The organism is Pseudomonas sp. LABIM340 (assembly GCF_040017195.2).
Lineage (GTDB): Bacteria > Pseudomonadota > Gammaproteobacteria > Pseudomonadales > Pseudomonadaceae > Pseudomonas.
Genome location: NZ_CM200227.1, coordinates 2392528 through 2418564 on the forward strand (window position 1 = coordinate 2392528; position 26037 = coordinate 2418564).

The 26037-nt window shown below is 64.8% G+C and carries 20 protein-coding genes; 7 read left to right on the plus strand and 13 right to left on the minus strand.

Annotated elements, in window-relative coordinates; all coding sequences use genetic code 11:
* The first annotated feature begins 15 nt into the window (after positions 1-15).
* Complete coding sequence (locus ABKS89_RS11345) at positions 16-2304, plus strand: fatty acid cis/trans isomerase (protein ID WP_138216298.1); 2289 nt, start codon at positions 16-18, stop codon at positions 2302-2304.
* A gap of 152 nt (positions 2305-2456) precedes the next feature.
* Complete coding sequence (nfuA, locus tag ABKS89_RS11350; RefSeq protein WP_045208304.1) at positions 2457-3041, plus strand: Fe-S biogenesis protein NfuA; 585 nt, start codon at positions 2457-2459, stop codon at positions 3039-3041.
* A 154-nt stretch (positions 3042-3195) separates the two neighbouring features.
* Here the strand turns inward: nfuA and ABKS89_RS11355 are convergent, their stop codons facing one another.
* The 10 genes from ABKS89_RS11355 to lpdA all read right to left on the minus strand — a co-directional run bounded on the left by ABKS89_RS11355 (position 3196) and on the right by lpdA (position 17542).
* Entirely contained in the window at positions 3196-4365 is a 1170-nt protein-coding gene (locus ABKS89_RS11355) for an MFS transporter (protein WP_348589838.1), read from the minus strand.
* A 9-nt stretch (positions 4366-4374) separates the two neighbouring features.
* Entirely contained in the window at positions 4375-4617 is a 243-nt protein-coding gene (locus tag ABKS89_RS11360) for a DUF1272 domain-containing protein (RefSeq protein WP_138216296.1), read from the minus strand.
* A 29-nt stretch (positions 4618-4646) separates the two neighbouring features.
* A complete protein-coding gene (locus ABKS89_RS11365) occupies positions 4647-5651 on the minus strand; it encodes a GlxA family transcriptional regulator (RefSeq protein ID WP_348589840.1) in 1005 nt (334 codons plus the stop codon).
* Between the two features lie 84 nt (positions 5652-5735).
* Positions 5736-8786: an efflux RND transporter permease subunit gene (locus ABKS89_RS11370; RefSeq protein WP_348589841.1), complete on the minus strand. Its 3051-nt coding sequence runs from the start codon at positions 8784-8786 to the stop codon at positions 5736-5738.
* Positions 8786-9868 (minus strand): efflux RND transporter periplasmic adaptor subunit, encoded by a 1083-nt coding sequence (locus ABKS89_RS11375; protein WP_348589843.1) that lies wholly within the window; start codon positions 9866-9868, stop codon positions 8786-8788. Before ABKS89_RS11375 ends, ABKS89_RS11370 begins: the two co-directional genes overlap by 1 nt.
* A gap of 151 nt (positions 9869-10019) precedes the next feature.
* Positions 10020-10565 carry a DUF4256 domain-containing protein gene (locus tag ABKS89_RS11380; RefSeq protein ID WP_138216292.1) on the minus strand — a complete coding sequence of 182 codons (546 nt, stop codon included), beginning with the start codon at positions 10563-10565 and terminating at the stop codon, positions 10020-10022.
* A gap of 63 nt (positions 10566-10628) precedes the next feature.
* Positions 10629-11630, minus strand: coding sequence for an HD domain-containing phosphohydrolase (locus tag ABKS89_RS11385; RefSeq protein ID WP_348589844.1), 1002 nt, complete (start codon positions 11628-11630; stop codon positions 10629-10631).
* Positions 11627-15310: a PAS domain S-box protein gene (locus tag ABKS89_RS11390; protein WP_348589845.1), complete on the minus strand. Its 3684-nt coding sequence runs from the start codon at positions 15308-15310 to the stop codon at positions 11627-11629. The genes ABKS89_RS11385 and ABKS89_RS11390 overlap by 4 nt, the downstream gene beginning before the upstream one ends.
* Positions 15311-15627: 317 nt before the next feature.
* A complete protein-coding gene (locus ABKS89_RS11395; RefSeq protein WP_081516567.1) occupies positions 15628-15897 on the minus strand; it encodes a DUF1652 domain-containing protein in 270 nt (89 codons plus the stop codon).
* A 244-nt stretch (positions 15898-16141) separates the two neighbouring features.
* A complete protein-coding gene (lpdA, locus tag ABKS89_RS11400; RefSeq protein ID WP_348589846.1) occupies positions 16142-17542 on the minus strand; it encodes a dihydrolipoyl dehydrogenase in 1401 nt (466 codons plus the stop codon).
* Positions 17543-17763: 221 nt separating this feature from the next.
* On the opposite strand from lpdA, the gene ABKS89_RS11405 reads away from it, so the two are divergent.
* The 5 genes from ABKS89_RS11405 (at position 17764) to ppk2 (ending at position 21776) form a co-directional block, all read left to right on the plus strand.
* Positions 17764-18885, plus strand: a complete 1122-nt coding sequence (locus ABKS89_RS11405) for a M14 family metallopeptidase (protein ID WP_348589847.1) — start codon at positions 17764-17766, stop codon at positions 18883-18885.
* A 213-nt stretch (positions 18886-19098) separates the two neighbouring features.
* Positions 19099-19254, plus strand: a complete 156-nt coding sequence (locus ABKS89_RS11410; protein ID WP_171039465.1) for a hypothetical protein — start codon at positions 19099-19101, stop codon at positions 19252-19254.
* 338 nt (positions 19255-19592) lie between these two features.
* A complete protein-coding gene (locus tag ABKS89_RS11415; RefSeq protein WP_348589848.1) occupies positions 19593-19985 on the plus strand; it encodes a hypothetical protein in 393 nt (130 codons plus the stop codon).
* A 145-nt stretch (positions 19986-20130) separates the two neighbouring features.
* On the plus strand, positions 20131-20583 hold the full coding sequence (locus ABKS89_RS11420) for a PaaI family thioesterase (protein WP_138216286.1): 453 nt from the start codon (positions 20131-20133) through the stop codon (positions 20581-20583).
* Positions 20584-20858: 275 nt separating this feature from the next.
* Positions 20859-21776 carry a polyphosphate kinase 2 gene (gene ppk2, locus ABKS89_RS11425; RefSeq protein WP_081516572.1) on the plus strand — a complete coding sequence of 306 codons (918 nt, stop codon included), beginning with the start codon at positions 20859-20861 and terminating at the stop codon, positions 21774-21776.
* A gap of 240 nt (positions 21777-22016) precedes the next feature.
* Here the strand turns inward: ppk2 and ABKS89_RS11430 are convergent, their stop codons facing one another.
* The 3 genes from ABKS89_RS11430 to ABKS89_RS11440 all read right to left on the minus strand — a co-directional run bounded on the left by ABKS89_RS11430 (position 22017) and on the right by ABKS89_RS11440 (position 25897).
* On the minus strand, positions 22017-22523 hold the full coding sequence (locus tag ABKS89_RS11430; protein ID WP_348589850.1) for a BRO family protein: 507 nt from the start codon (positions 22521-22523) through the stop codon (positions 22017-22019).
* 208 nt (positions 22524-22731) lie between these two features.
* A complete protein-coding gene (locus ABKS89_RS11435) occupies positions 22732-24579 on the minus strand; it encodes an anti-phage dCTP deaminase (RefSeq protein ID WP_348589851.1) in 1848 nt (615 codons plus the stop codon).
* A gap of 163 nt (positions 24580-24742) precedes the next feature.
* Positions 24743-25897, minus strand: coding sequence for a catalase family protein (locus ABKS89_RS11440; RefSeq protein ID WP_348589853.1), 1155 nt, complete (start codon positions 25895-25897; stop codon positions 24743-24745).
* Positions 25898-26037 lie beyond the last annotated feature (140 nt).

The window sequence follows — 26037 nt, forward strand, 5'->3', positions numbered from 1 at the left end:
TGTCCGGAGTCCTTCATGTCCCTGCGAGCCCGATTCACGTTGCTTATCGCATCCCTTGCGTTTTCGGCGCAGGCCCTGGCGGGAGGGCTGTCCTACACCAAGGACATCCAGCCGATCTTCACCGAGAAATGCGTGGCCTGCCACGCCTGCTACGACTCACCGTGCCAGCTCAACCTGACGGCCGCCGAGGGCGCGCAGCGCGGGGCGAACAAACTGCCGGTCTACGACGGTGGGCGCAGCAAGGCGCAGGACCCGACGCGGCTGTTCCTCGACGCCCAGGGCGCAGACGCCTGGCGGCGCAAGGACTTCTGGTCGGTGCTCGACGGCCGCGGCAGCCAGGCGGCGTTGATGGCGCGGATGATCGACCTCGGACACGAGCATCCGCTGGTGCCCAACGCGAAGATTCCCGAAGGGCTGGACCTGTCGATCAACCGCACCAACCAGTGCCCGACACCCGACTCCATCGACGACTTCGTCGCCAGGAATCCCCGCAGCGGCATGCCGTTCGCCGTAACCGGCCTGAGCGACAAACAGCTGTCGACCATCAAGACCTGGCTGGCCCAGGGTGCGCCGGTGGACGAAAAGGCCTGGCAGCCGGGCGCCGGCGAGGCCGCGCAGATCGCCGACTGGGAAGCCTTCCTCAACCAGCCCGGCGCGCGCCAGAGCCTGGTGCAGCGCTGGATCTACGAGCACCTGTTCCTCGCCCACCTGTACTTCACCGAACGCGGCGAGCCGGGGCATTTCTTCCAGCTGGTGCGTTCGCGCACGCCCAGCGGCCAGCCCATCGACCCCATCGCCACGCGCCGGCCCAACGACGATCCGGGCAACACCTTCTACTACCGCCTGTGGCCCATCCAGGGCGTGATCGTACACAAGACGCACATCACCTATCCGCTCAACGAGGCACGCCTCAAGCGCAACCAGGAGCTGTTCTACGGCAGCGACTGGAACACCGACAAGGTGCCAGGCTATGGCCTGCAGCACCGCGCCAATCCCTTCGTGACCTTCGAGGCGATCCCGGCGCGGGCGCGCTACCAGTTCATGCTGGATAACGCCGAGTACTTCGTCCGCACCTTCATCCGCGGACCGGTATGCCGCGGGCAGATCGCCACCGACGTGATCCGCGATAACTTCTGGGCGCTGTTCCAGGACCCGGATCACGATCTCTATGTCACCGACCCGAAATTCCAGCACCAGGCCTCGCCGCTGCTGGCGCTGCCGGGGCAGATCGATGACGTGGGCGCGATGCTGTCCCAGTGGCGCTCCTACCGCGACAAGCGCAACCAGTACGAAGAGCTGCGCCAGGACGTCTACGACGATGCGCCGACGCCGACCTGGGCCGATATCTGGGCCGGCAACGACAACGCGGTGCTGAGCATCTTCCGCCAGTACGACAGCGCTTCGGTGCGCAAGGGCCTGATCGGCGGCGTGCCACAGACCATCTGGTGGCTCGACTACCCGCTGCTGGAGCGCACCTACTACGGGCTGGTGGTGAACTTCGATGTGTTCGGCAACGTCGCCCACCAGGCGCAGACGCGGTTGTACTTCGACCTGATCCGCAACGGCGCCGAGCAGAACTTCCTCCGCCTGATGCCCGTCGGCGCACGCAAGAAGCTGCTCGACGACTGGTACCAGAACAGCGGGAAAATCAAGATGTGGGCCGACTACTACAGCAATGACAGTGACCAGCCGACCGGCCTGTTCCTGCCGGAAAAGGGCGCCAAGCAGGCCTTCGCCAAGCAGTTGCTGAAGAACTACGTGGCGCTCAATGCGCGGCCCGATCCGATCAACCTTTGTGAGAATGGTGCCTGCTACCGCAACACCGTGGCGGCGCCGCTGCAGGACGCCGAGCAGGCCTTCAGCCGACTGGTCAGCCGTCCGGCCGCCGGGTTGCCGGTGATCGACCAGTTCCCCGAGGCGACCATCCTGCGCGTGGAACTGCCGGACGGGCAGCGCGAGATCTACACCGTGCTGCGCAACCGCGCGCACAGCAACGTCGCTTTCATCGCGGGCGAATCCCTGCGCTACCAGCCGGGGCTGGACACCCTGACCATCTACCCCGGCGTGCTGTCGAGCTACCCGAACTTCATGTTCAACCTGAAGGCCGCCGAGGTGAGCGATTTCGTCGCCGCGCTGGAGCAGGTGAAGAGCGCGCCGGACTTCGAGAAGGTCGCCGACCGCTGGGGTATCCGCCGCAGCCACCCGCAGTTCTGGTTCTACTTCCACGACCTGGACGCCTACCTGCGCGAAACCGAGCCGGTGGAGGCGGGCGTGCTGGACATGAACCGCTACGAGAACCTCTGACCGGTACGCTCTTTGTAGGAACGGGCCATGCCCGTTCCTGCAGGGAGTTACCTGCTGTCCACCCAGCTGCGAATTATTCCTACTAAAACGGTAGGGCTTTATCCTTCATCCCCGAATGGCGTAAACTGGCGCCACGTTTGCGAGGAGTTGCCATGAGCGCTATTACCATCACCGAAGCCGCACAGGATTACCTGGCCGAGCTGCTGTCCAAGCAGGACACCCCCGGCATCGGCATTCGCATCTTCATCACCCAGCCGGGCACCCAGTACGCCGAAACCTGCATCGCCTACTGCAAGCCGGGCGAGCAGAAGCCGGAAGACACCCCGGTCGGCCTGAAAGCCTTCACCGCCTACATCGACGCCATCAGCGAGCCGTTCCTGGACGACGCCGTGGTCGATTACGCCACCGACCGCATGGGCGGCCAGCTGACCATCAAGGCGCCCAATGCCAAGGTGCCGATGGTCAACGAAGACAGCCCGATCACCGAGCGCATCAACTACTACCTGCAGACCGAGATCAACCCGGGGCTTGCCAGCCACGGCGGCCAGGTGAGCCTGGTGGACGTGGTCGAGGACAACATCGCCGTGCTGCGTTTCGGCGGTGGTTGCCAGGGCTGCGGCGCGGTCGAGATGACCCTGAAGGATGGCGTCGAGAAGACCCTGATCGAGCGCATCCCGGAGCTGAAAGGCGTGCGTGACGTCACCGACCACAGCAACCGTGAGAACGCCTACTACTGAGTCGGCGTCTGGCAGCGAAAAGGCGACCTTCGGGTCGCCTTTTTCATTGGTGGACTTCCACAGCGTCGTAGGGCGAATAACGCCCCAGGCGTTTTGGTGCCCGGATGTACTGTAGGAGCGGGCCATGCCCGCGAACAGCGCCTGCAAGGCGCCTTCACGGTGTAACTGCCAGCTCCCGACGCCCCGACCAGACCATCACCAGCGCCACCAGCAGCACCGGCCATACCAGCAGGTTCACCGCGCTCCAGCCGACGCTGGTGATCAGCGCACCGGAACTGAAGGACATCAGCGCCGCCAGGCTGCCATTGCCCAGCTCCATCAGGCCCTGCGCATGGCCGCGCTCCTGTGGTGAATGGCCAAAGGCAAGCAGCGTGGTGCCCGCCACCAGCATCAGGTTCCAGCCCATGCCCAGCAGCAGCGAGCTGACCAGAAACTGCGCCACCGACTGCCCGCTCAGGGCCACCGCCGCGCTCACCGCCAGCAACGCCATGCCGACCCAGGCCACCCGGCGCCCGCCCAATCTGTCCACCAGCGGACCGGCGACGAAGGCGGGCAGGAACATCCCCAGCACGTGCCACTGGATCACGCTCACCGAGCGCTCCAGCGGCAGCCCGCAGAAGCTCATCGCCAGCGGCGTGGCGTTCATGATCAGGATCATCAGCCCGTGGCCGGCGGCGGTGCAGGCCATGGCCGCGCGGACTGCCGGGCGCGCCAGCAGCTCGCGCATCACCTTCCAGCCGCCGGTGGACGGCGCGGGCGCCGCACCCTCCGGCAAGCGGCTGAGCACCGCGATGGCGACCAGCGCCAGCGCAGCAATCCCCAAGTAGGAACCCACGAAAGGCGCAGGCAGGGCATTGCGCGACCACAGGGCGAGGCTCGGCGCCAGCAGTGCCGCGAGCACGCCGCCGCCGATCACATAGGCCGTGGCGCGGCCCTTGTGGGTTTCATCTACCGCTTCCAGTGCGGCAAAGCGGTAGTACATCGCCGACGCCTGGTACGCGCCGATGGGCAGCGCGCCGAGACAGAACAGCAGGAAATCCGCCAGCCACACACCCAGCGCGCAGAGCAGGCCGCCGAGCACGCCGCAGGCCGCGCCCAGCAACAGGCCGCGTCGGCGCCCGTGGCGCTGCATGAACAGCGACAGCGGCTGCACCGCCAGCAGATTGCCCAGCACCAGTATCGCCAGCGGCAGCGTGGCCAGGCTGTTGAGCGGAGCGAGCTGGGCCCCCACCAGCGAGGTGAGGGTGATGCCGATCAGCGAGCAGGACCAGTACAGCGCCTGGCTGGTGAACAGCAGGCGGATTGCCGGGGTGCGCAGCAGCATGCTCCGTCCTCAGCTCTGGCAGCCGTTGGGCTTGAGCACCCGCTCGGTCGAGGCCGGATTGGCCGCCAGCTTCGCCAGCGGACGGCGCGGACGCGGTACCAGCTCACCGCCGCAGTTCGGGCATTGGCCTTTCAGCACCTGCTCGGCGCAGTCGGTGCAGAAGGTGCATTCAAAGCTGCAGATACGGGCGTCGGCGCTGTCGCCGGGCAGGTCGCGGTCGCAGCACTCGCAGCCGGGGCGGAGTTCGAGCATGGCAATCTTCCTTTGGGTGGTTGTCGTTGTCAGTGCAGCTGGCCGAAGCGCTCGGCGTATTCCTGCGGGCTGATCGCCAGGTGCTTGTGGAAGGTGCGGCGCAGGTTTTCCGGATGACCGAAACCGCACAGCCGCGACACCGTGCTGATCGACGCCTGGGCGTCCTGCAGCAGCGCGCGCGCCGCTTCCAGGCGCACCCGCTCGACGTAGCGGCCGGGCCCCATACCCAGTTCGTTGATGAACACCCGCGAGAGCGTGCGCGGGCTCATGCAGGCCTGCTCGGCCAGGATTTCCAGCGACAGGTCATTGCCCAGGTGCGCCGGTATCCACTCCAGCAGCGCGGCCAGGCGTGGCGTGCGGGTCGGCTCCGGGGTCAGCCAGTGGCTGAACTGCGCCTGCCCGCCGGGGCGCTTGAGAAACATCACCAGGCGCCGTGCGACCGCCAGGGCCAGCGCGCGGCCGAGGTCGGCTTCCACCAGCGCCAGGGCGAGATCGATGCCGGCGGTGACGCCCGCCGAGGTGAACACGTGGTCGTCGCCGTCGCGGCGCTGCGGGTCGTAGGTGTGCAGACGGTCGCCCTGGACGAGGACTTCGGGGAAGCCGGCGCACAGTTCGTCGACATCCGCCCAGTGGGTGGTGGCCGGGCGGCCATTCAATACGCCGGCCGCCGCGAGGATCAGCGCGCCGGAGCACACCGAACCGAGACGGCGCACCTGGGGTTCGGCGGCAGCCAGCCAGTGCAGCAGCTCGCTGTTCTCGCATTGCGCAGGTACGCCCAGCCCGCCGGGGACCAGCAGGGTATCCAGGCTCGAGGGATCGACTTCCCGCCACGCCTGGTCGGCGCAGATGCGGATTCCGGCCGAGGTCGCCACCGGCCCGGCCTGTTCGCCCAGCACCAGCAGCTCGTAGAGCGGCGCCAGGCCCTGGCGCTGGCGCTCGACGTTGGCGGAGGCGAACACCTGCAGCGGCCCGGTGATATCCAGGCTCATGACCTTGGGGTAGAGCAGGCAGGCGATGCGGCGCGGCGATTCCATGGCAAGGCTCGTTCATTGGATGCAACGAGTGTGGCGGTGACCGACGCTGGCGGCAACGTCAGTCACCCCACGGATCTTGCCAAATCAGCCGGCTGACACCTTCGAACCGCCGAGGCGGTAGGCGCTGGCATACAGCACCGGCAGCACGATCAGCGTCAGCAGCGTGGCGAAGCCCAGGCCGAACATGATCACCACCGACATGCTCTGGAAGAAGGCGTCCAGCAGCGGCGCCAGGCCGAGGATGGTGGTCAGCGCGGTCAGGCAGATCGGCCGCAGCCTCGCGCAGGCAGCGTTCACCAGTGCCTCGCGGGGCGGCTGGCCGCTTTCGGCAAGGTTGTCGACTTCCTCCAGCAATACGATGCCGTTGCGCACCAGCATGCCGGACAGGCTCAGCAGCCCCAGCAGGGCCATGAAGCCGAAGGGGATGCCGGTGAGCAGGAAGCCCAGGGTCACGCCGATCATCGCCAACGGCACGGTCAGCCAGATCAGCAGCGCCTTGCGCGGCGAGGAGAACATCAGCACGGTGATGATGAACATCGCCAGGAAGGCCATGGGCAGGCTGCCGAGCACGCCGTTGCGGGCGTCGCTGGAGCTTTCCACGTCGCCGCCCCAGGCCAGTTCGTAGCCCGGCGGCAGCGGCAGCGCCTCGATCTGCGGGCGCACCCGGCTGAGCAGTTGCGAGGAGGTTTCGCCGCTCTGCGGGGCGACGTCGGCCATCACCGTCAGCGTGCGCTTGCGGTCCTCGCGCAGGATCAGCGGGTCCTCCCAGACGCTGTCGAAACCGCCGACCACCTGCTCGATGGGCAGGTAACGCTGGCTCACCGGACTCCACAGCATCAGGTCGTTGATCTGCCCGGCGTCGACGTCGCGCTCACGCACGACGATCGGCATCTGCTGAGTGCCATCGCGGTAGATGCCCACGGTCAGGCCGCTGAAGCTCATGCGCAGCAGGCTGTCGAGGTCGCGCTTGTCGATGCCCAGCTCGCGGCCGCGGGCCTCGTTGAACTGCGGCCTGACCAGCAGCGCACGGGCCTGCCAGTCGTGGCTGACGCCGGTGGCCACCGGGTCGGCGGCGAGGATGTCGCCCACCTGCGCGCCGAGGCGGCGCAGCTCCTGCGGGTCCGGGCCGGTCACGCGCACTTCGATGGCGCTGCCGTTGGACGGGCCGAACATCAGGCGCTTGAGGCCCGTCTGCACCTGCGGGTAGTTCTCGTCGAGATAGTGCTGCAGGCCTGCGATCAGCCCCGGAATCTGCGCGCGGTTCTCGGTGCGCACCAGCACCTGGGCGTAGTTGGCGTGCTGGCGCTCGGCGCCGTAGGTGAGGATGAAGCGCGGCGCGCCCTGGCCGATGCTGGTGACCGTGCGCTCCACGCCCGGCAGGGCGGTGATGTGCCGGTCGATCTCGGCGGCCAGCTCACGGGTGTGCTCGATGGCGGTGCCCTGGGGCAGCCACAGGTCGACGAAGAACATCGGCGTGTTGGCCGGCGGGAAGAAGTTCTGCCGCACCTGGGAGAAGCCCAGCAGCGAGGCGGCCAGCGCCACGGCGAGCACGCCGAGGGTCAGCGCGCGCTGGCGCAGGCAGGCTTCCAGCAGGCTGCGGTAGGCACGGTACAGCCAGCCGGCGTGCGGTTCGTCGCTGTCAGCTTTCACCGGCATCTTCTCGAAGGCCCAGCGGGCGAACAGCGGCGCCAGGGTCATGGCGGTGATCCAGCTGAGCAGCAGCGACACCAGCAGCACGTCGAACAGCGAGCGGCAGTATTCGCCGGTGGAATCCGAGGACAGGCCGATGGGTGCGAAGGCCAGCACCGCGATCACCGTGGCGCCGAGCAGGGGCAGGGCAGTGAGGCGGACGATGTGGCGGATCGCGGCGTCGATGCCCTGGCCGCGCAGGCGACCGACCAGCACGCCCTCGACCACGACGATGGCGTTGTCCACCAGCATGCACAGGGAAATGATCAGCGCGCCGAGGCTGATGCGCTGCAGTTCGATGCCCAGCAGGTACATCAGCAGCAGGCTGCCCAGCACGTTGAGCGCCAGCACCCCGGCGATCACCAGCCCGCTGCGCAGGCCCATGAACACCAGCAGCGTGCCGACGACAATCGCCAGCGCGATGACGAAGCTGAGCAGGAAGCCGTTGACCGCGCCGTGTACTTCCACGGCCTGGTCATAGAAAGGGGCGAGTTGCATGCCCGCCGGGCGTTCGCTTTCCAGTTGGTCGAGACGCTGGTGCACGGCGTCACCGACTTTCACCACGTTGACCTGCGGAGCGAACGCGATGCCCAGCGCCAGCGCCGGCTTGCCATCGGCGCGCCAGAGGTGACTGGGCGTGTCGGTGAAGCCGCGCTGCACCGTGGCGATGTCGCCCAGGCGGATCAGCTGGGCGCTGCCCGGCGCGCTGACCAGCAGGCGCTCCAGCTCGCCGACGTCGGCGAACTCGCCGGTCGGGTGCAGGCGGATGCTCTCGCTGCCGACCCGCAGGCTGCCCGCGTCGGACACCACGTTCTGCCGGTTCAGCAGGTCCGCCAGACGCTGCAGCGGCACGCCCATGGCGTTCATCTTCTCCCGCGAGACTTCCACCTGCACCTGCTCGGCCTGCAGCCCGGAAACCACCACCTTGCTCACGCCCGGCACCAGCACCAGTTCGCGGCGCAGGTAGTCGGCGTAGTCGCGCAGCTCCTGGTAGCTGTAGCCGTCGCCGGACAGCGACAGGAGGATGCCGTAGACGTCGCCGAAATCATCGTTCACCTGCGGCGGCGAAACGCCCGGCGGCAGGTGCGGGGCGAGGTCGTTGACCTTGCGCCGCAGCTCGTCCCAGATCTGCGGCAGCTCTCCGGCGCGGTACTGCGGCTTCACGTTGACGGTGATCTGCGACAGCCCGGCGCTGGAAATCGAGGTGAGTTTGTCGACGTAGGCCAGTTGCTGGATGGCGTTCTCCAGCGGGTAGGTGACCTCTTCCTCGACCTGTTGCGGCGAGGCGCCGGCATAGCGGGTGGCGACCACGGCGGTCTTCACGGTGAAGGCCGGGTCTTCCAGGCGGCCGATCTCGAGGATCGCGTAGAGGCCGCCGAGGGCCAGCAGGAGGATGACGATCCAGCTGCTGACCTTGTTGCGGATGAAGTAGCCGCTGATGTCCATCACAGCCCCCGTTCGCGTTGCCACGGGCGCACGCGCTGGCCTTCGCGCAGCTCGGCAGTGCCGGCGGCGACTATGTGCTCACCCGGCTCGAGCCCGGAAAGGATCTGGATGCCCTCGGCGCCCGGCTGGCCGAGCTGCACCGCGCGGCGCTCGACATGCAGCGCATCGCCAGCACCTTTCACCACCCACACCTGGCTCTGGCTCGGCGTGCCGTCATCGGCGCTGAACACCGCTTCCACCGGGATGCGCAGGATGGTCTGGGCGTCGCGGCCGAGCTGGGCGAAGTCCACCTCGACAGTGGCGCTCATGCCCGGCAGCAGGGTGACGTCCTTCGGCCGCTGCAGGGTCAGCGTGACGGTGTAGCTCAGGGTCGCCGGGTCGGGGCGGGTACTGTGTTCCTTGTACTGCGCGGGGAAGTCGCGGCCGGGCACGCGGGCCAGGCGCACGATGGGCTGGTAGTCAGTGCGCAGGCTGGCGCCGTCGACGCGCTCCAGCAGGCTTTCCGGCAGCTGGAACTGCACGTCGTAGGTATCGGCGGACTGCAGGATCGCCACCGGCTGCTTGGGTTGCAGCATCTGGTGGTTCTGCACCGGTAGTTGGGCGATGACGCCGTCGAAGGGCGCGGTCAGGCGCGCGTAACCGAGCTCCTGGCGGGCCAGCTTCAGCGCGGCCTCGGCGGAGTCCAGCTGGGCCTTGCGCTGGTCCAGCTCGGCGCGGGCCACCAGTTGCCGTTCGTTGAGCGTGGCGACGCGCTGGTACTGGGCGCGGGCCAGGTTGAAGGTGGCTTCGCGGTCGCGCAGGCGCAGGCGCAGGTCGGCGTCGTCCAGCTCGGCGATCAGCTGGCCGCGCTCCACGCGCTGGCCGGTCTTCACCGCCAGGGTCTTGAGATGGCCGGCGAGGCGGAAGGACAGGTCGACTTCATCCGAGGCCACCAGTTGGCCGGGGAACTGACGCACACCTTCGGCGGCCGCGGCGGGCACGCTGTAGAGCTTCACCGGGCGAACACTGTCGGCCGGCACCGGGGGCGTCGGGCCGCAACCGACCAGCAGGCTGGCGAGCAGAAGGCAGGCGGGGGTTTTCACGGAAAGTTCCTCGTCATCGGGTGGGATGCGACAAGGCTGCGCGCCGACCTGGAAGGCGCGCCTGACATACATCAAGGGCCGCAGGGCGGTCCTGGGAAAGTTCAGCGGCGGTACAGGAATCGTTCAGAAACGGCCTTCAAGGTGTCGCCCGTCAGACCTTCAGCACACCGCGAAAGCCCCGCGCCGCGTAATACGACTGCACGCCGTTGTGGTAGGTGAACACCCGCTCGTAGCGGCGGTCGCCGAACAGCGCGCCGTCCAGCTTGCGCATGGAGCCGGGCGTACGCAGCCAGCTGGAAGTCTTCTGGTCGAAGCTGCCCAGCTCCTGCAGTTGGCGGTACTGCGCCTCGTCCAGCAGCTCGATGCCGATCTGCGCGGCCAGCTCGGTGGCGCAGCCGGCGGGCTTGTCCTTCTTGCGGGCGTCCAGCGCCTCGCGGTCGTAGCAGAGGCTACGGCGGCCGGCCGGGGTCTCGGCGCAGCAGTCGAAGAACAGGATGGCGCCGCTGGCGCTCTCGCGGCCGACCACGTCGGGCTCGCCGCCGGTGGCTTCCATCTGCTCCAGGGCCTTGAGCTTGGCCGGGGCGTCTTTCAGGCGCGCCTGGACGTCTGCCCAGTCGATGCCCTTGTGGCGTTCGGGGTGCTGGTCGAAGCGGGCCTGCAGTGTCGCCAGCAGGGTGTCGTGCTGTTTCGCATTCATCTTGCTTACTCTCGGCAGGGGTTGAAGGTCTGAGAGTAAAGCAGGATTTGCGCGGCCCGCCGTTCAGCCGGCGTCGGCCCAGCGCTCGCGCACGGCGAGGACGTCGGGGAGGCAGTCGAGGAACAGCTCCACCAGCTGCGGGTCGAACTGGCTGCCTTTTTCCCGACGCAGCAGCTCCACCGCCTCGTCGATGCTCCAGGCCGGCTTGTACGGGCGCACGCTGGTCAGCGCGTCGAACACGTCGGCGATGGCGACGATGCGCCCCTCGACGGGAATCTCCTCGCCGCGCAGGCCGTTGGGATAGCCGGTACCGTCCCAGCGCTCGTGGTGGGTGAGGGCGATGCTGCGGGCCAGGCGCAGCAGGTTGGAGTCGTGTTCGCCGATGATCCGCGCGCCGATCTCCGGGTGCTGGCGCATCACCTGCCATTCGTGCTCGTCGAGCCGGCCGGGCTTCTGCAGGATGGCGTCGGGAATGCCGATCTTGCCCACGTCGTGCATGGGCGCGGCGTTGAGCAGGTCGTCGGCGGCCTTCTCCGAGTAGCCGGCGGCGCGCGCCAGAATGTGCGCGTAGTGGCTCATGCGGATGACGTGCAGGCCGGTCTCGTTGTCCTTGTACTCGGAAGCCTTGCCCAGACGCTGGACGATCTGCAGGCGCGTCTCGCGCAGCTCCTCCACGCGCACCAGCGACAGGTGCGTGCGCACTCGCGCCTTGACGATGGGCGGGCTGACCGGCTTGGTGATGTAGTCCACCGCGCCCACCTCGAAGCCCTTGGCCTCGTCCGGCACGTCGGCCAGGGCGGTGACGAAGATCACCGGGATGGCGCAGGTGGCCTGCTCGGCCTTGAGCCGCTGGCAGACCTCGAAGCCGGTCATGCCGGGCATCATCACGTCCAGCAGGACCAGGTCGGGGCGCTCGCGGTTGGCCAGCTCCAGCGCCTTGTCGCCGTCCTTGGCGAACAGCAGGCGGTAGTCGTCCTGCAGGATGTGGCGCAGCACCTGGAGGTTGGTGGCTTCGTCGTCCACCAGCAGCAGGCAGGGCCGATGATCTTGGGCGGTCTGGGTCATGCTTGCTCCAGGCGGGTGCCGAGGGTCCGGACCCATTCCAGGGCCTGGTCGAAGTCGAAATCGTCGATGGCGTAGCGCAGGGCTTCGAAGGCCTCGCGGTGCTCGCCCTGGGCGGTGCCCAGGCGCAGGCGCTCCAGTGCCTGGTCGTCGAGGCCGCCGCGGGAGAGCGCAAGTTGCAGGGCTTGCAGCGCGTCGCGCAGGTCCTGTGAGGCGGTCTCGCCGACGATCTGGCCGACAGCCTCGGCAACCGCTTCCGGCACCAGCGGCACCGATTCGCGGACGGTGGCGAACTCGGCGCGGACCCGTTCCAGCGTCGAGCCCAGCTGGTCAGCCGGGCCATGCTCGGCGGCGCCTTCCAACGCACCGAGGGCACCGGCCAGGCGCGGCAGGGCGAGGTTGGCGGCGGCACCGCGCAGGCGGTGGGCGAGGGCGGTGATGCCGGCGCGGTCACCTGCGCTCACGGCGTTTTCCAGGGCATTCAGGCTGGCTTCCTGCTCGTCGAGGAAGCGCACGATGGCCCGCGCCATGGGCAGCGGCCCGCCCCACAGGCGTGCGCCTGCTTCCCAGTCCAGCGTCGCCAGCGGTGCGGTCCCGGTGGTCTGCGCGCTGCGCACGGAAGGTGCGGCGCCGAGCAGGCGGGCCATTTCCTCCAGCAGGCCGGCGAGGTCCAGCGGCTTGCTGGCGAAGCCGTTCATGCCGGCGTCCAGGGCGTTCTGCCGGTCGCGGTCGAGCACGCTGGCGGTGAGGGCGATGATCGGCACGGCCTCCACGCCGCGTTGCTGTTCGATGCTGCGGATCCGCCGGGTGGCTTCCAGGCCGTCCATACCGGGCATCTGCACATCCATCAGGATCAGGTCGAAGTCCTCTGCGCTGTACGCATCCACGGCGGCCTGGCCGTCGCCGACGCTGTACGGTTGGTGGCCCAGACGGCGCAGGTTCAGCTCCAGCAGCTCGACGTTCTGCGGTACATCGTCGGCCACCAGAATGCGTAGCGGTGGCAGGCTCGGCGCGTGGCTGCGGGCTGTCGGTTGCACGCTGCGCCCGGCCGGCAACGGCAGGTCGACGGTGAACACGCTGCCGCGGCCCACTTCGCTTTCCACGGTGATGCGGCCACCCATCAGTTCCACCAACTGGCGCGAGATGGTGGTGCCAAGCCCGGTGCCGCCGAAGCGCCGGCTCATGGAGGCGTCGGCCTGGGCGAAGGGGTCGAAGATGCGTTCCAGGCGGTCGGCGGCGATGCCGATGCCGGTGTCGCGGATGGCCAGGCGCAGCGCGCCCGGCTCGCCGCTGATGACCAGCCGGACTTCGCCGCGCTCGGTGAACTTCACCGCGTTGCCCAGCAGGTTGGTCAGCACCTGCTGCAGCCGCAACGGGTCGCCCTGGAAGTACTCGCCGGCGCGCTGGCCGTAGTCGATCTGCAGGCTCAGGCCCTTGCGTTCGGCGGACAGTCGCAGCGCCGCGCAGACCTGCTCGCACAGCTCCGGCAGGGAGAAGTCGAGGGCTTCCAGTTCGATGGCGCCCCGGTCGAGCTTGGCGGTGTCGAGGATGTCGTTGAGCAGGCCCAGCAGCGAGCGCGAGGCGTTCTGCACGGTGGTCAGGTAGCGCCGCTGGTTCTCTTCCAACGGCGAATCCAGCAGCAGTTCGGTGAAGCCCATGATGGCGTTCATCGGCGTGCGGATTTCATGGCTCATGTTGGCGAGGAAGCTGCTGCGGGCGGCGGCGGCCTGTTCGGCGCGGTCGCGGGCGCTGCGCAGTTCCTGCTCCATGACGCGGCGCGGGGTGAGGTCGGTGGCCAGTTTCACCACCTTCACCGGCTTGCCGTCGAAGTCTAGGATCGGGTTGTAGGTGGCGTGGATCCACACCTCGCGCCCGTCCTTGGCCAGGCGGCGGTATTCGCCGGCGCTGTACTCGCCGTCGCGCAGGCCCTGCCAGAACGTCTGGTAGCGGGCGCTGGCGGCGACGTCCGGCGGGCAGAACAGGCTGTGGTGCTGGCCCAGCACCTCGGCTTCGGTGTAGCCGAAGAGTTCGAGGATGTTCTCGTTGGCGGCGAGCACGCGGCCGTCGAGGTCGAACTCGATCAGCGCCATGGCGCGGCCGATCGCGGTGACCTTGCCTTCGTACTCGTTGCTCAGCAGCTTGGTTTCGGTCTGGTCGAGCAGCACGCCGTCGATCCACTGCGGCTTACCGGCTTCGTCGTAGCAGGCGCTGCCGCCTTCCCAGATCCAGCGCTCGCGGCCGGTGCGGTCGAACAGGCGGTACTCGACCACGTAGCTGCGGCCCTCGGCGATGGCGCGGCGGACTTCCTCGTTCACCGCCTGCTGGTCGTCGGGATGGTAGAGCTGGTTGAAGGTGACGCGCTGCTCGATGAAGTCCTGCGCCGACCAGCCGGTGACGGCTTCGACCGCGTCGCTGACGAACAGGATGCTCCAGACATCGTCCGGGAGGACGCGGAAGGCGATGCCGGGCATGTTGCGGATCAGCGAGCGGTACTGCTCCTCGCTGCTGCGCAGGGCCTGTTCCATCCCGCGGCGCTCGCTGATGTCGGCGACGAACACGACGAACCAGGGTTTGCCGTCGTGGTCGGTGACGCCGAGGCTGACCCGCGCGGGGAATTCACGGCCGTCGCGGGTCAGGCCTTCCAGCTCCAGTTCAGAGTTGTGGAACTGGCGCTCGCCGCTGCGCTTGTAGTTCTCCAGCGCGATGCGGAACTGGTGCCCGTAGGCCTCGTTCATCAGCACCTGCATCGGCTGGCCTACCAGCTCGTGGGGGTGCCAGCCGAACAGGCGCAGCACGGCGTGGTTGACCGAGCGGATCACGCCGCTGTGGTCGATGGTGAGGATGGCCTCGACGGCGGCGTCGAGCAGCGAATCCAGGTGTTTGCGCCGGCGCTGCAGTTCCTGGAACAGCTGGCGGTAGCGCAGCAGGCCGTTCACCGCGGCAACGCAGATGCTCAGGCTGATGGTGGCCATGGATACCGCCATCGCCAGGTAGAAGCTGCCCTGCACGCCCTGCGGCACGCCGAACTCCTCCCGGCCGACGAAGCGTGCGGCGGCCATCCCGGTGTAGTGCATGCCGGCGATCGCCAGGCCCATCACCACGCCGCTGATCAGGATCGTCAGGTTCGGCCGCATCCAGCCGCGCAGGCCGAAACGCACCCACAGCGCGATCACCGCCAGCACCACGGCGACCAGGATCGACAGGGCGAACATCCATGGGTTGTAGCGCAGCAGCGGGGCCATCTGCATCGCCGCCATGCCGCTGTAGTGCATGGCGCCGATGCCGGCGCCGACCAGCACGCCGCCGCCGATCAGCTGCAGGCGGCTGACGTTGCGCCGCGCCAGCAGGCTCAGGGCGATCCACGAGGCGAACAGGCTCGGCAGGCCGGAGAGCAGGGTGATCAGCGGGTCATAGCGCACCGCCGCGCAGAGCTGGAAGGACAGCATGCCGATGAAGTGCATCGCCCACACGCCGCCGCCCAGCGCCACCGCGCCGGTGCCGATGGCCAGCTGGCGGTAGAACGGGCTGCGCGCCAGCCGCGCAACGCCCGACAGTTGCAGGGCCATGGCCGAGGTGAAGATGGCGATGAGGATGGAGAGCGCCACCAGCGCCGTGTTGTGCTCGCCGAAAACCAGCAGCGAAGGGGTGTCGCCGCTGTAGAAATATCGCTGCAGATCGAGCATTGAACGAAGACCGTACTGCGTGCCGAAGGCCCGGTGAAAGACGAGACTGGGTAGTCAGTGCGAAGCAGAGCACAGGATGGATGCAAATTGCCATCATTGTCGGTCGCTGCACCCGCGAAAGCCGCGTCACGAGGGCGGATTCAGACGAGTGGGAAGCCAGGGTTCGGAATCGAAGCTGAAACGATGCAGCAGGTGAGGCGACCGATAACGCGCTATCGGCGGCGGAGGCGGGAAATTGAGCGCTGGCCGACGGCTGGCAGCGCCCATGAAAAAGCCCGGCTCGGGGCCGGGCTCTTTCGCGGGTACCTGTCTGCGGATCAGGCGGGCATGTGCCATTCCTGCAGGCGGTAGCCTTCGCGGTTCAGCTCGTCGCGGGCCTGGTTCAGCAGGCCTTCGAGCTGCTCCGGGTCGGAGTAGGCGGAGCTGGGAATGCGGGTGAGGCCCAGCAGACGGGCACCGGTACGATCGAGGACGGACAGGTCGAGGCTGCCGTCGCCCCCTTGGTCAACCCAGGTCACACAATTGAAGGGTTGGAAGGCTCGTCCGGTGATCAGCAGAGCCTCGTTGAAACGAAGAGTCGCATGCATGGTTGTGATCTCTCTGCGGTAATCCATTGCGAAGGTGGCGAAAGCGGTTCATCCACTTTCGTGTTCGTTCACGCAATTGATGGTTTCAGAGTCGAAGAAAGTCACAGCCCATGTCGCGTTTGTACACAAAGTAGTCGCAAATTAATCCGAGTGAAACGCTGCAGGCCCCGTCAGCCGTGGCCTGCAGCGCCAGGGTGGGTGCGCTATCGCGCCGCACCTGCCGCTCGTCAGAAGCGACCGGCGGTCAGGCCTGCATCGCCCAGCCGTCCACGTTCATCGCCGCCTGGCGCAGTGCCTCGGAACGGGTCGGGTGCGGGTGACAGGTGCGTGCGATGTCCTCGGCGGCGCCGCGGAATTCCATCGCCACGCAGTACTCCGCGATCATGTCGCCGACGTTCGGGCCGATCATGTGCACGCCAAGGATCTCGTCGCTGCGCTCGTCCGCCAGCACCTTCACGAAGCCCTCGGTCTCGTGGTTGATCTTCGCCCGGCTGTTGGCGGTGAAGGGGAACTTGCCCACCTTGTAGGCGCGGCCTTCGGCCTTGAGCTGTTCCTCGGTCTTGCCCACGGTGGCGACTTCCGGGTGGGTGTAGATCACGCTGGGGATCACCTCGTAGTTCACTTCCCCGGCCTTGCCGGCGATCAGCTCGACGCAGGCGATGGCCTCGTCCTCGGCCTTGTGCGCGAGCATCGGGCCGGAGGTGACGTCGCCGATCACCCAGATGCCCGGCACGCTGCTGCGGTGCTCGTGGTTCTCCAGCATGCCGCGCTTGTCGGTGGTCAGCCCCACGCTCTCCAGCCCGAGGCCCTGGGTATAGGGGCGGCGGCCAATGGCGAGCAGCACGTAATCGGCCTGGATCGCCTCCGCCGCGCCGCCGGCGGCCGGCTCCACGCTCAGGGTCACCTGCTTGCCGCTGACCTTGGCCTGGGTGACTTTCGAGCCGAGCTTGAAGCTCATGCCCTGCTTGGTCAGCGCGCGCTGGAAGGTCTTGGCGGTTTCCAGGTCCATGCCGGGGCAGATGCGGTCGAGGTATTCGATCACCGTGACTTCCGCGCCCAGGCGACGCCACACCGAGCCCAGTTCCAGGCCGATGACGCCGGCGCCGATCACCACCAGGTGCTTGGGCACCTCGGGGATGGACAGCGCGCCGGTGGAATCGAGGATGCGCTTGTTGTCGACCTCTACGCCCGGCAGCGGCGAGGGCTCCGAGCCGGTGGCGATGATGATGTCCTTGGCGGTCAGTGTGCTTTTGCTGCCGTCGGCGCCGGTCACTTCGACCTTGCCCGGTCCGTCGATGCGGCCCCAGCCCTTCACCCAGTCCACCTTGTTCTTGCGGAACAGGAATTCCACGCCCTTGGTCAGCGCGGTCACGCTTTCGGCCTTCTGCTTCATCATCTGCGCCAGGTCCAGCTTGGGCTTGACCTGGATGCCGAGGTTGGCGAACTCGCCGCCGGCCGCCGCCTCATACAGCTCGGACGCATGCAGCAGCGCCTTGGACGGCATGCAGCCGACGTTCAGGCAGGTGCCGCCGAGGGTCTCGCGGCCCTCCACGCAGGCGACTTTCAGGCCCAGCTGGCCCGCGCGAATCGCAGCGTTGTAGCCACCGGGGCCGCCGCCAATGACGATCACATCGTATGCGCTCATGCCGTGTTCTCCATGCTTGGAAAGAGTCAGTGGAAAGGGTCAATCGAGGTTAGCCGGTGGTCGCTGGATCACCAGCGCAGGGCCGCTTCAATCCGTTACCTGATTTATATTACATACATAATATATTTGCATGGGCAAGTCGCCGCTACATGACAGGCGCGGCGGGGAGGGCGAAAATGCAGGGCTTTGGCGCCTCAGGTTCGCGCGCCTACGGAGAATTCATGAAGATCGACTGCGATTTCGACAGCGGCAACATCCAGGTCATCGACGACAGCGACCCGCGCCACGTGCGCCTGGCGCTGCGTCCGGACACGAAAAGCCCGCACTTCCAGTGGTTCCACTTCAAGGCCGAGGGCCTCGAGCCCGGCCAGCAGTACCAGTTCAGCCTGACCAACACCCCCGGCTCCAGCTACACCGGCGGCTGGCCGGGCTACAACGCCGTGGCGTCGTTCGACCAGTGCGAGTGGTTCCGCGTGCCGAGTACCTACGACTCCAATGGCCTGCACTTCAGCCTCGATGCCGAGCAGCCCCAGGCCTGGTTCGCCTACTTCGAGCCCTATAGCCGCGAGCGCCACGCCGAACTGGTGAAGCGCGCCCGGGCCAACGGCGCCGAACTGCTCGCCATCGGGCACAGCCTCGAAGGCCGCGAACTGCCCCTGCTGCGCATCGGCAAGGGCGCGGCGGGCGCGCGCAAGATCTGGCTGATCGCCCAGCAGCACCCCGGCGAGCACATGGCCGAGTGGTTCATGGAAGGCCTGATCGACCGTCTGCAATCCGGCGACGCTGACATCCAGCACCTGCTGGAACGCGCCGACTTCTACCTGGTGCCGAACATGAACCCGGACGGCGCCTTCCACGGCCACCTGCGCACCAACGCCGCCGGCAAGGACCTCAACCGCGCCTGGGCCGCGCCGAGCGCCGAGGAAAGCCCCGAAGTGCTGTTCGTCCAGCAGCAGATGGCGAAGTACGGCGTGGACCTGTTCCTCGACGTGCACGGCGACGAGGAAATCCCCTTCGTGTTCGCCGCCGGCTGCGAAGGCAACCCGGAGTTCACGCCGCGCCTGGATCGCCTGGAAAGCCTGTTCCGCGAGCGCCTGGAAGCCAACGGCGAATTCCAGAGCGTTCACGGCTACCCGAAGGACGCTCCCGGCCAGGCCAACCTGACCCTGGCCTGCAACCACGTCGGCCGCACCTACGACTGCCTGTCGCTGACCCTGGAGATGCCGTTCAAGGACCACAACCTGTCGCCCAATGCGCGCACCGGGTGGAGTGGGGCGCGTTCGAAGGCGCTGGCGGGAGCGGTGCTGGTGACGGTGGCGGGCCTGATCGACGAACTGCGTTGATCGATTGAGCGCCTTTCAGGCGCTGATCGCGGGCATGGCCCGCTCCTACACCGGCATTCCCCTGTAGGAGCGGGCCATGCCCGCGACGCTTTTCTACACAATGCCTACGCCTCGCTCGCCTGACCGTTTGGTCAATCCGTCTCGCCTGGCTGTTGAATCTTCGTACCCGCGTGCTAGTCCAATTAATGAGGCATCAGCACGCAGGAGGTGCGTATGACTCGACATCGCAAGCTGTTGACCCCGCAGGTCATCGAAGACCTGCAGGAACGCATGGACGCCCTGGAAGAACTGGACTTCAGAGAGCGCCGGGAAGTGCGCAAGAACCGCTCGGGCGAACACAGGCCCCGCATTTTTGCTGGCGTGGCCTGAGCAAGCGGGCCCCAGGGCCCGGCCGCACTGGCGCCTGCGCCAGCCAAGGAGACACGGCAAGGTCGATTCGGCAGCGCGCCGGACCGGCCTTGCGTGACACCGAACCCCGCCAACTCATTTCGTCGGACAGTATTCGGTATTCCGTAGCTGTCGCGCCGCGTCCTTCAGCTCATTCCGGCCGTAAACCGGCAATTTAGAGCGGCCCGCTTCTGTAACGTCATGCATACCTGATAGCGGTTGTCTTACAAAATTCCGACTGAAAACTTGAACTGCTTCACATAAAATCAGGGATACCGTTAGCGCATTTCGCTCTACCCGCAGCAGTCAGAAGTAGCCCCATGGAAAACCACAGCACCCCCCTGGGTCCGGTTCCCGCTCATCTGGTCCGTGAAGCCGTGGCCAAGAAGACTGGGCTCGGCTGGGTGGTCGAGTTCAACGTCGCCACCTGGCTCAACCTGGCCGTGCGCGACGACACCGCCATCGCCCTCAAGGTCAGCTATCTGGACGGCGAAAAGCCCCGTGAAGTACTGGTCGACAAGGGCAGCATCTTCGGCGCCCAGCGCATCCTGCTGTGCGGCATCGCCCGCCTGGGGGTGAACCAGAAGCTGGAATCCATGAGCCTGTCGCTGGAAACCCGCGCGCCGATCCAGTCGCTGCTGGTCGAGGAACTCTTCGTCCAGGCCGTCGAACGCCAGAGTGAAAAGAAGAACGGCACCCGCCGCTCGCGCTGACCACCCGGGGCGAGGGGCGCCGATTGTTCGCCCCAGCGCTGCAATCGCCGGGCATTCCTGTCGTGCATGAAGCCACTTCGGGCTTGCGATCCGCCGGCCGGAGCGGGGAACATCGCCTGGCCTCACTCGTGCACCAGGAAGCCCCATGCCCCTCGATATCGACCAGCTCAAGCTCTACACCGCCCACCGTGGCATCGCCATTCCCATGCTCGATTTCCTGCAGTTTCGCCATGCCCCGGCGGAAGACGGCAACGGGCCGGGCCGCCTGGTCATACGCGTCGAGCCGCAGCACGTGAACGGCTGGGCCAACGCCCACGGCGGCCTGATCATGACCCTGCTCGACGTCGCCATGGCCCTGAGTGCCAGCGATGCCGACGAAGCCTATCGCGGCGTGGTGACCGTGGAGATGAAGACCAGCTTCCTGCGCCCCGGCGGCGAAGTCGGCGAAGTGCTCGAAGCCCACGGCAAGGTCCAGCACCACACCCGTTCCATCGCCTTCTGCGAGGGCGAACTGCGCAACAGCCAGGGCGTGGTCGTCGCGACCGCTTCCGGCACCTTCAAGTACGTCAACAAGCCGCGCCCGCTGGCTGACGCCTGACTATTTCCCCTCTCGTTGGCGGCCGTGAACGGATGTTCGCGGCCATTTCTCTCCATTGATATTGCCTCGACATCAACTCCGTTCGGCGGCTTTCCCGCGTCGTTAAGACTTTCTTAATTCATCGGGTGTCCTATCGAAGAACGCTCTAGCACGGGCTTTGTAAGAAATATCTTTCATTGGCTGTAATGAATTCGTCATAAAGCGTGGCTACATTTTTCTGTCATGAAAGTGTCACGCGATGTGACTGAGCCAGTGACGGCACAAGGCAACCCACCATGCTGCTCGATGACAAGAACTTCCCACGACGCGTCCAGCGCGACCTGCTGGATGACCGCGACGAAGAGCTCGAACTCGAACTGTTCGACGAACTCTACGACTTCGAAGGGCTGCGCGAAGGCAGCCTGCAGACCCACGAAGAACGCCTGGCGCGCCAGCGTTACTTCCATACCCTGTTCAGCCTGCAGGCCGAGCTGGTCAAACTGCAGAACTGGGTGGTGAAGACCGGCCACAAGGTGGTCATCCTCTTCGAAGGTCGCGATGCCGCCGGCAAGGGCGGGGTGATCAAGCGCATCACCCAGCGCCTCAACCCGCGCGTGTGCCGCGTCGCCGCGCTGCCCGCGCCGAACGACCGCGAACGCACCCAGTGGTACTTCCAGCGCTACGTCTCGCACCTGCCGGCGGCGGGGGAGATCGTCCTGTTCGACCGCAGCTGGTACAACCGCGCCGGCGTCGAGCGGGTGATGGGCTTCTGCACCGACGCCCAGTACGAGGAATTCTTCCGCAGCGTGCCCGAGTTCGAGCGCATGTTGGTGCGCTCCGGCGTGCAGGTGCTCAAGTACTGGTTCTCCATCTCCGACGAGGAACAGCACTATCGCTTCCTCAGCCGCATCCACGACCCGCTCAAGCAGTGGAAGCTCAGCCCGATGGACCTGGAGTCGCGGCGCCGCTGGGAGTCCTACACCAAGGCCAAGGAAGTGATGCTCGAACGCACCCACATCCCTGAAGCGCCCTGGTGGATCGTCCAGGCCGACGACAAGAAGCGCGCGCGGCTGAACTGCATCAGCCACCTGTTGAGCCAGATTCCCTACCAGGAAGTGCAGCAGCCCGCTGTCGACCTGCCCGAGCGGCAGCGCCACGAAGGCTACCGCCGGCATCCCACGCCGCAGGAGTTGCAGGTGCCGGAAGTTTACTGAGCCGTCATCGCGGGCGGCTTTTGTAGGATGGGTGGAGCGCAGCGATACCCATGCTGTCGACGCGCAAGCATTGATGGGTATCGCTGCGCTCCACACCATCCTACGAACGGCATTTCCCGGTGAGCCCGTAGGGCGTACAACCGCTCGCGGTTGTACGCCGCTATGCGTTGCGCCATTGCTGTGCTCGGTGTGGTCCGGGTTCCGGCCAAATGGCGCATAACGCGTGCCGCGTTATGCGCCCTACGTCCGCAACCGCTTCGCCCAACCGCGCCAGCCGCTGCGCCCGGCTATGGGCGAACGCCCGCCGAGCACGCGCGGCAGATCGCCGAAGCGCACCCACAGATCGTCCTGCCACTCCAGCACCCGCAGGCAGTGCCGTTCGAATTGCAGCTGCACATGGCGCGGGCCGGCGGCGTTGAACTGGCTGCGCACCTGCGGCACCACCGTGCCGCTGATCCAGCGCCGCAGCGCGCCATAGTCCGGCACGTTGAACATCACCAACGCCTGGTACACGGCGGATTCGCTCAGCAGCACGTAGTCGAGTTCAAGGCCGTCCTCGGTCAGCAGTCGCTCCTGGCGAATCTGGTCGTCGGCCATGCGCATGGCCAGGCGGTCTTCGTGCGTGTAACCCGTCACGCGGCAGAAGTCGGAGAGGATGAACCAGACCTGATCGTCGATCAGCAGGGCGCGCAGGGTGCGGCGATTGCGGAGGAAGGGGAGTGGGATTGGCAGGGAAGAATCGTCCATTTCAGTCACATCTCTACTACGAGCAGACCACCTACGGACGATGTTGGATCAGCAGCCACACGAACCAACACGCCGCGTTCCGGTGGACGGCCCAAATGGTTGGGCCGCCGATACAGATCGGCGATTGTCTCTAGGGTTTCGGGCTGCTAATCCCGGCCCCTCTGGTAAGGGGCCGGTGGAATCTATTTGGTCCTGGATTACTCGTCAATCATCCTGGCTGTTGAGGAGTTCTCAGTTTTTCTATCTCATCTTGAAGTGCTGAAATATGTTCTTCGAGTTTTTTGTTCTTGTACTCCAGTTCCTTGTTTTTTGTTCTAAGTTCTGACTTTACATTTGGTATTTTAAGATTTAGCTCAATTGCTAGCTCTTCCTTGTATGGAAGTAACGGTTCATAAAGTTGCTGGTATGCGCGGCCGATGGCACCATTGAATGGTATTAGTTCAGGCTTTCTCGAGCCTGAATGTATTATTTGATCGTTTGCGATTCCCGGATAAGGATCTATGTAGTATATTTTTGATATTCCAAGTTGGTAAGCTTTCTTTGCGCACAGCTCGCAAGGGCTGGCTGTAGTGAAGAGGATTCCACTTTTAATCGATTGTCCGCCATATTTTGATATCTGAAGAAATGCGTTTTCTTCAGCATGTAGTGCTCTGGTGTGGACTTGGTTCTTTTCTCCATCAATCGAGTTTTGGATGTCCTTAAAACAGAAACAAAGCGGCTTTCCACAGGATTTTTCTTGAATTTCTGGCGGATAAATTCTACTAATTAGATTCGAAAATTTTTGATCTTCTTTTTCGTATTTGCTAAATGCTGTTTCGTCTTCATTTTTCAGTAGATCACGGACGTCGCGAAGATTACAGGCAGTTTGTCCGTGTGCCACATTGTTCCATCCAACCGCCTTGATTGAATAATCATCATCCGATATTACTGCGCCAACTTGTCTGGAGATACATCCGGAATTTAGTCGGGCATTATATGCTGTTTGCATACAGCGCTCGCTTCGAGTTGGCGTGATTAAACCTGGGTGTATGATTAGGGAAAGGTACGTGGTCAACTGGCGTTTTAGGTTCTTTAGTGCTCTGCCATCATTGGGGTTGTGGATATGTATGTCGGATAGTTCAACGCACCTTTGTATGTTTTGAGAGTAAAAGAATTCTTCGTTTGATATCTTTGGTGGATGTTCTTTTAAATCTATTTGATCTATTTCGCTGTCGGATAGATCGAACTCCTTCCTAAGCCTTAATTTCCTTTCCTCATCTTTGCATGAAATGGATATTAAGTAGAAGGCAGCGTATCGCTCCTTGAAAAAGGTTGCCTCAAATGGGTTTCGAATGGCGTCTAAACAGACAAGCACTCTCTCTTTTGTCTCTTTGCTTCTTTTTCTTAGGACTTTTATAAGTTTGTTGGTTCTTTGTGAGAGTCGGAATATGTGCTTGGGGTTGAATTGTTCGGAGTATGGGTCGCCCGAGCGTCTGATGTTGTTTGCAGCTGCTTGGTAGAGCCTTGTAAATGAGCCTTGCTGGATTTTGTTTAAAGTTGATTTTGTAAGCTCTGTAAACTTTGGGATTTTTTCAAAATATAAATCATATACCTCGTCTTTGCTCAAGTTTTCCTCTGAGCTTTCTACATCGCTTTTACTTTTAAGTCTTATTTCTCTGATCTCATCAAACGCTCTTTTGTAGTCCTCTGGGATCTTGTTGATGATGCTTTCTGAGCTTTCTCTTAAAATTGAGCTGTAGAGTTCGATTAATTGAGTAAGCTTGTTTTCAAGGATGAAGGAGGTGATGATGTCTCGGAGTTGTATGTGGAAGAATTTTCCCCAGTTATTCTGTAGGTGATTATATACTGTCTTGTATTTTCTCTCTTCGTCGGTGTGTGGTGATGAGTGGGTTGGCTTTGGTGGGGAGAATTCTTGAAAGCTCTTAGCTAAAAGCTTTGCTGTGGTAGTGCAGCCTGATCCAGTCCTTCCGGTTAGCCCGATTATTATGAATTTTTGCCTTTCGTCGAAAATCAGCTCAAGTGCTTCCGTCAGTTCTTCATCTTTCTTGCTGTTCACGATGGGGTCTCTTTTTTTGAGTATTTTAGGTGAGTGTTTGGTTAGAGCCCGCTCTCTCAAAGAAATAGGCCGGTAGTACCACTAGTTATTGCCCTTTTAAAATCTGATGTGGCTATGTCGGGGGCTGCTCTTCGTTCTTGATGATCGAGTCTGCAAAGCATGCTCATTCCCCGCCCACCCCATTCCGCTCATGCCGATAAACACTCACCGCCTCATAAACCGCTTTGCGTAGCCGGTTGATGCCGCCAATCGGGCGGTGTTCGGGGAGGGCGTGCCAGGGGTTGTAGGAGAGGTTGTCGCAGGCGAGGTTCTGTTCGCGGCTGTCGAAGTCCTGGGGCGGGATGCTGACGGTGGCGACGGTCTGGAAGGGCGAGTCCTTCTCGCTCCATTCGACGCTGACGTCTTCGATGGGCATGTACTTGCTCGGGTCCTGTTTCTGAACTTGCAGGGCGAAGCAGGCGGGGATGCGGTCGACCGAGAGTTGCTGGTACATGGCGGTGCGCAGGAAGTTGGGAAGCTTTTCATTGAGCTTGGGCAGTTGGTAGGCCGGGCAGCCTTCGCTCAGCGGGATGACGCGGTATTTGATGTTGTTGGCTTCGCCGAGCTTGTAGGGGGCGATGCCGTTGTAGTCGGCCTGCAGGGGGCTGTCCGGAGCGGGGGCGAGGGTCTGCAGGGCGATGACCAGGTGGCGGATTTCCCAGGTGCTGGGCTTCCAGCTGGGGAAGAAGGCGGCGACCTTCTGGCCGCTGGCTTGGGCGGCGAAGTTCTGCCGGTATTCGGCGACGTCGCGGACGAAGAACACCGGGTGGTTGAACATGACGAAGTCCTGCTCGGTGTCGTGGCCCTTGCCGGGCATCAGCTTGGCGCCGGGCACGTCGAGCAGCTTGATGGCCATGCCGCGGGCGTCGCGGGCGCTGTCGAACTGCGGGTAGGCGTTGCCGTTGGAGAAGCGGACCATGGCTTCCCATTTGTGCCCCGGTTCGGCGAACACGCCCTGGCGCAGGCCGGGAGCGAGGTCGCTGCTGACGGTGACTTCGGCCTTCACGCAGCCATGGGCCTTGGCGTGGGCGTCGCGCAGTACGCGGGTGTTGTCGCGGTGCTGTTCGACGATGCGCACGGCGTCTTCGATGATGGCCTGGGTGAGCTGGGCTTCGCCCGGCGGGATTTCTTCCTGGGCGGAGACCGGGCCGGAGAATTTCCAGGCGTAGTAGAGGCTGCCGATGCCCCAGCCGAGCAGGCCGATGGCGGCGACGGCGAGCAGCAGACGGCCGAGCCATTTGCCGAGGAAGAGCCAGATTCGGGTGAGCAGGGAGCGCATGGCACGGGGTCCTTTGGTGTTCTTTTTATGGAGGGGATTCCGTTCCCTGGCCCTTGCGGGTGTAGCGGGGTGGGCCTGGTGCCGGGCGTTTCCCTCTCCCTAGCCCGCTCCCCGAAGGGGGAGGGGTGGGTTCGGTTTAT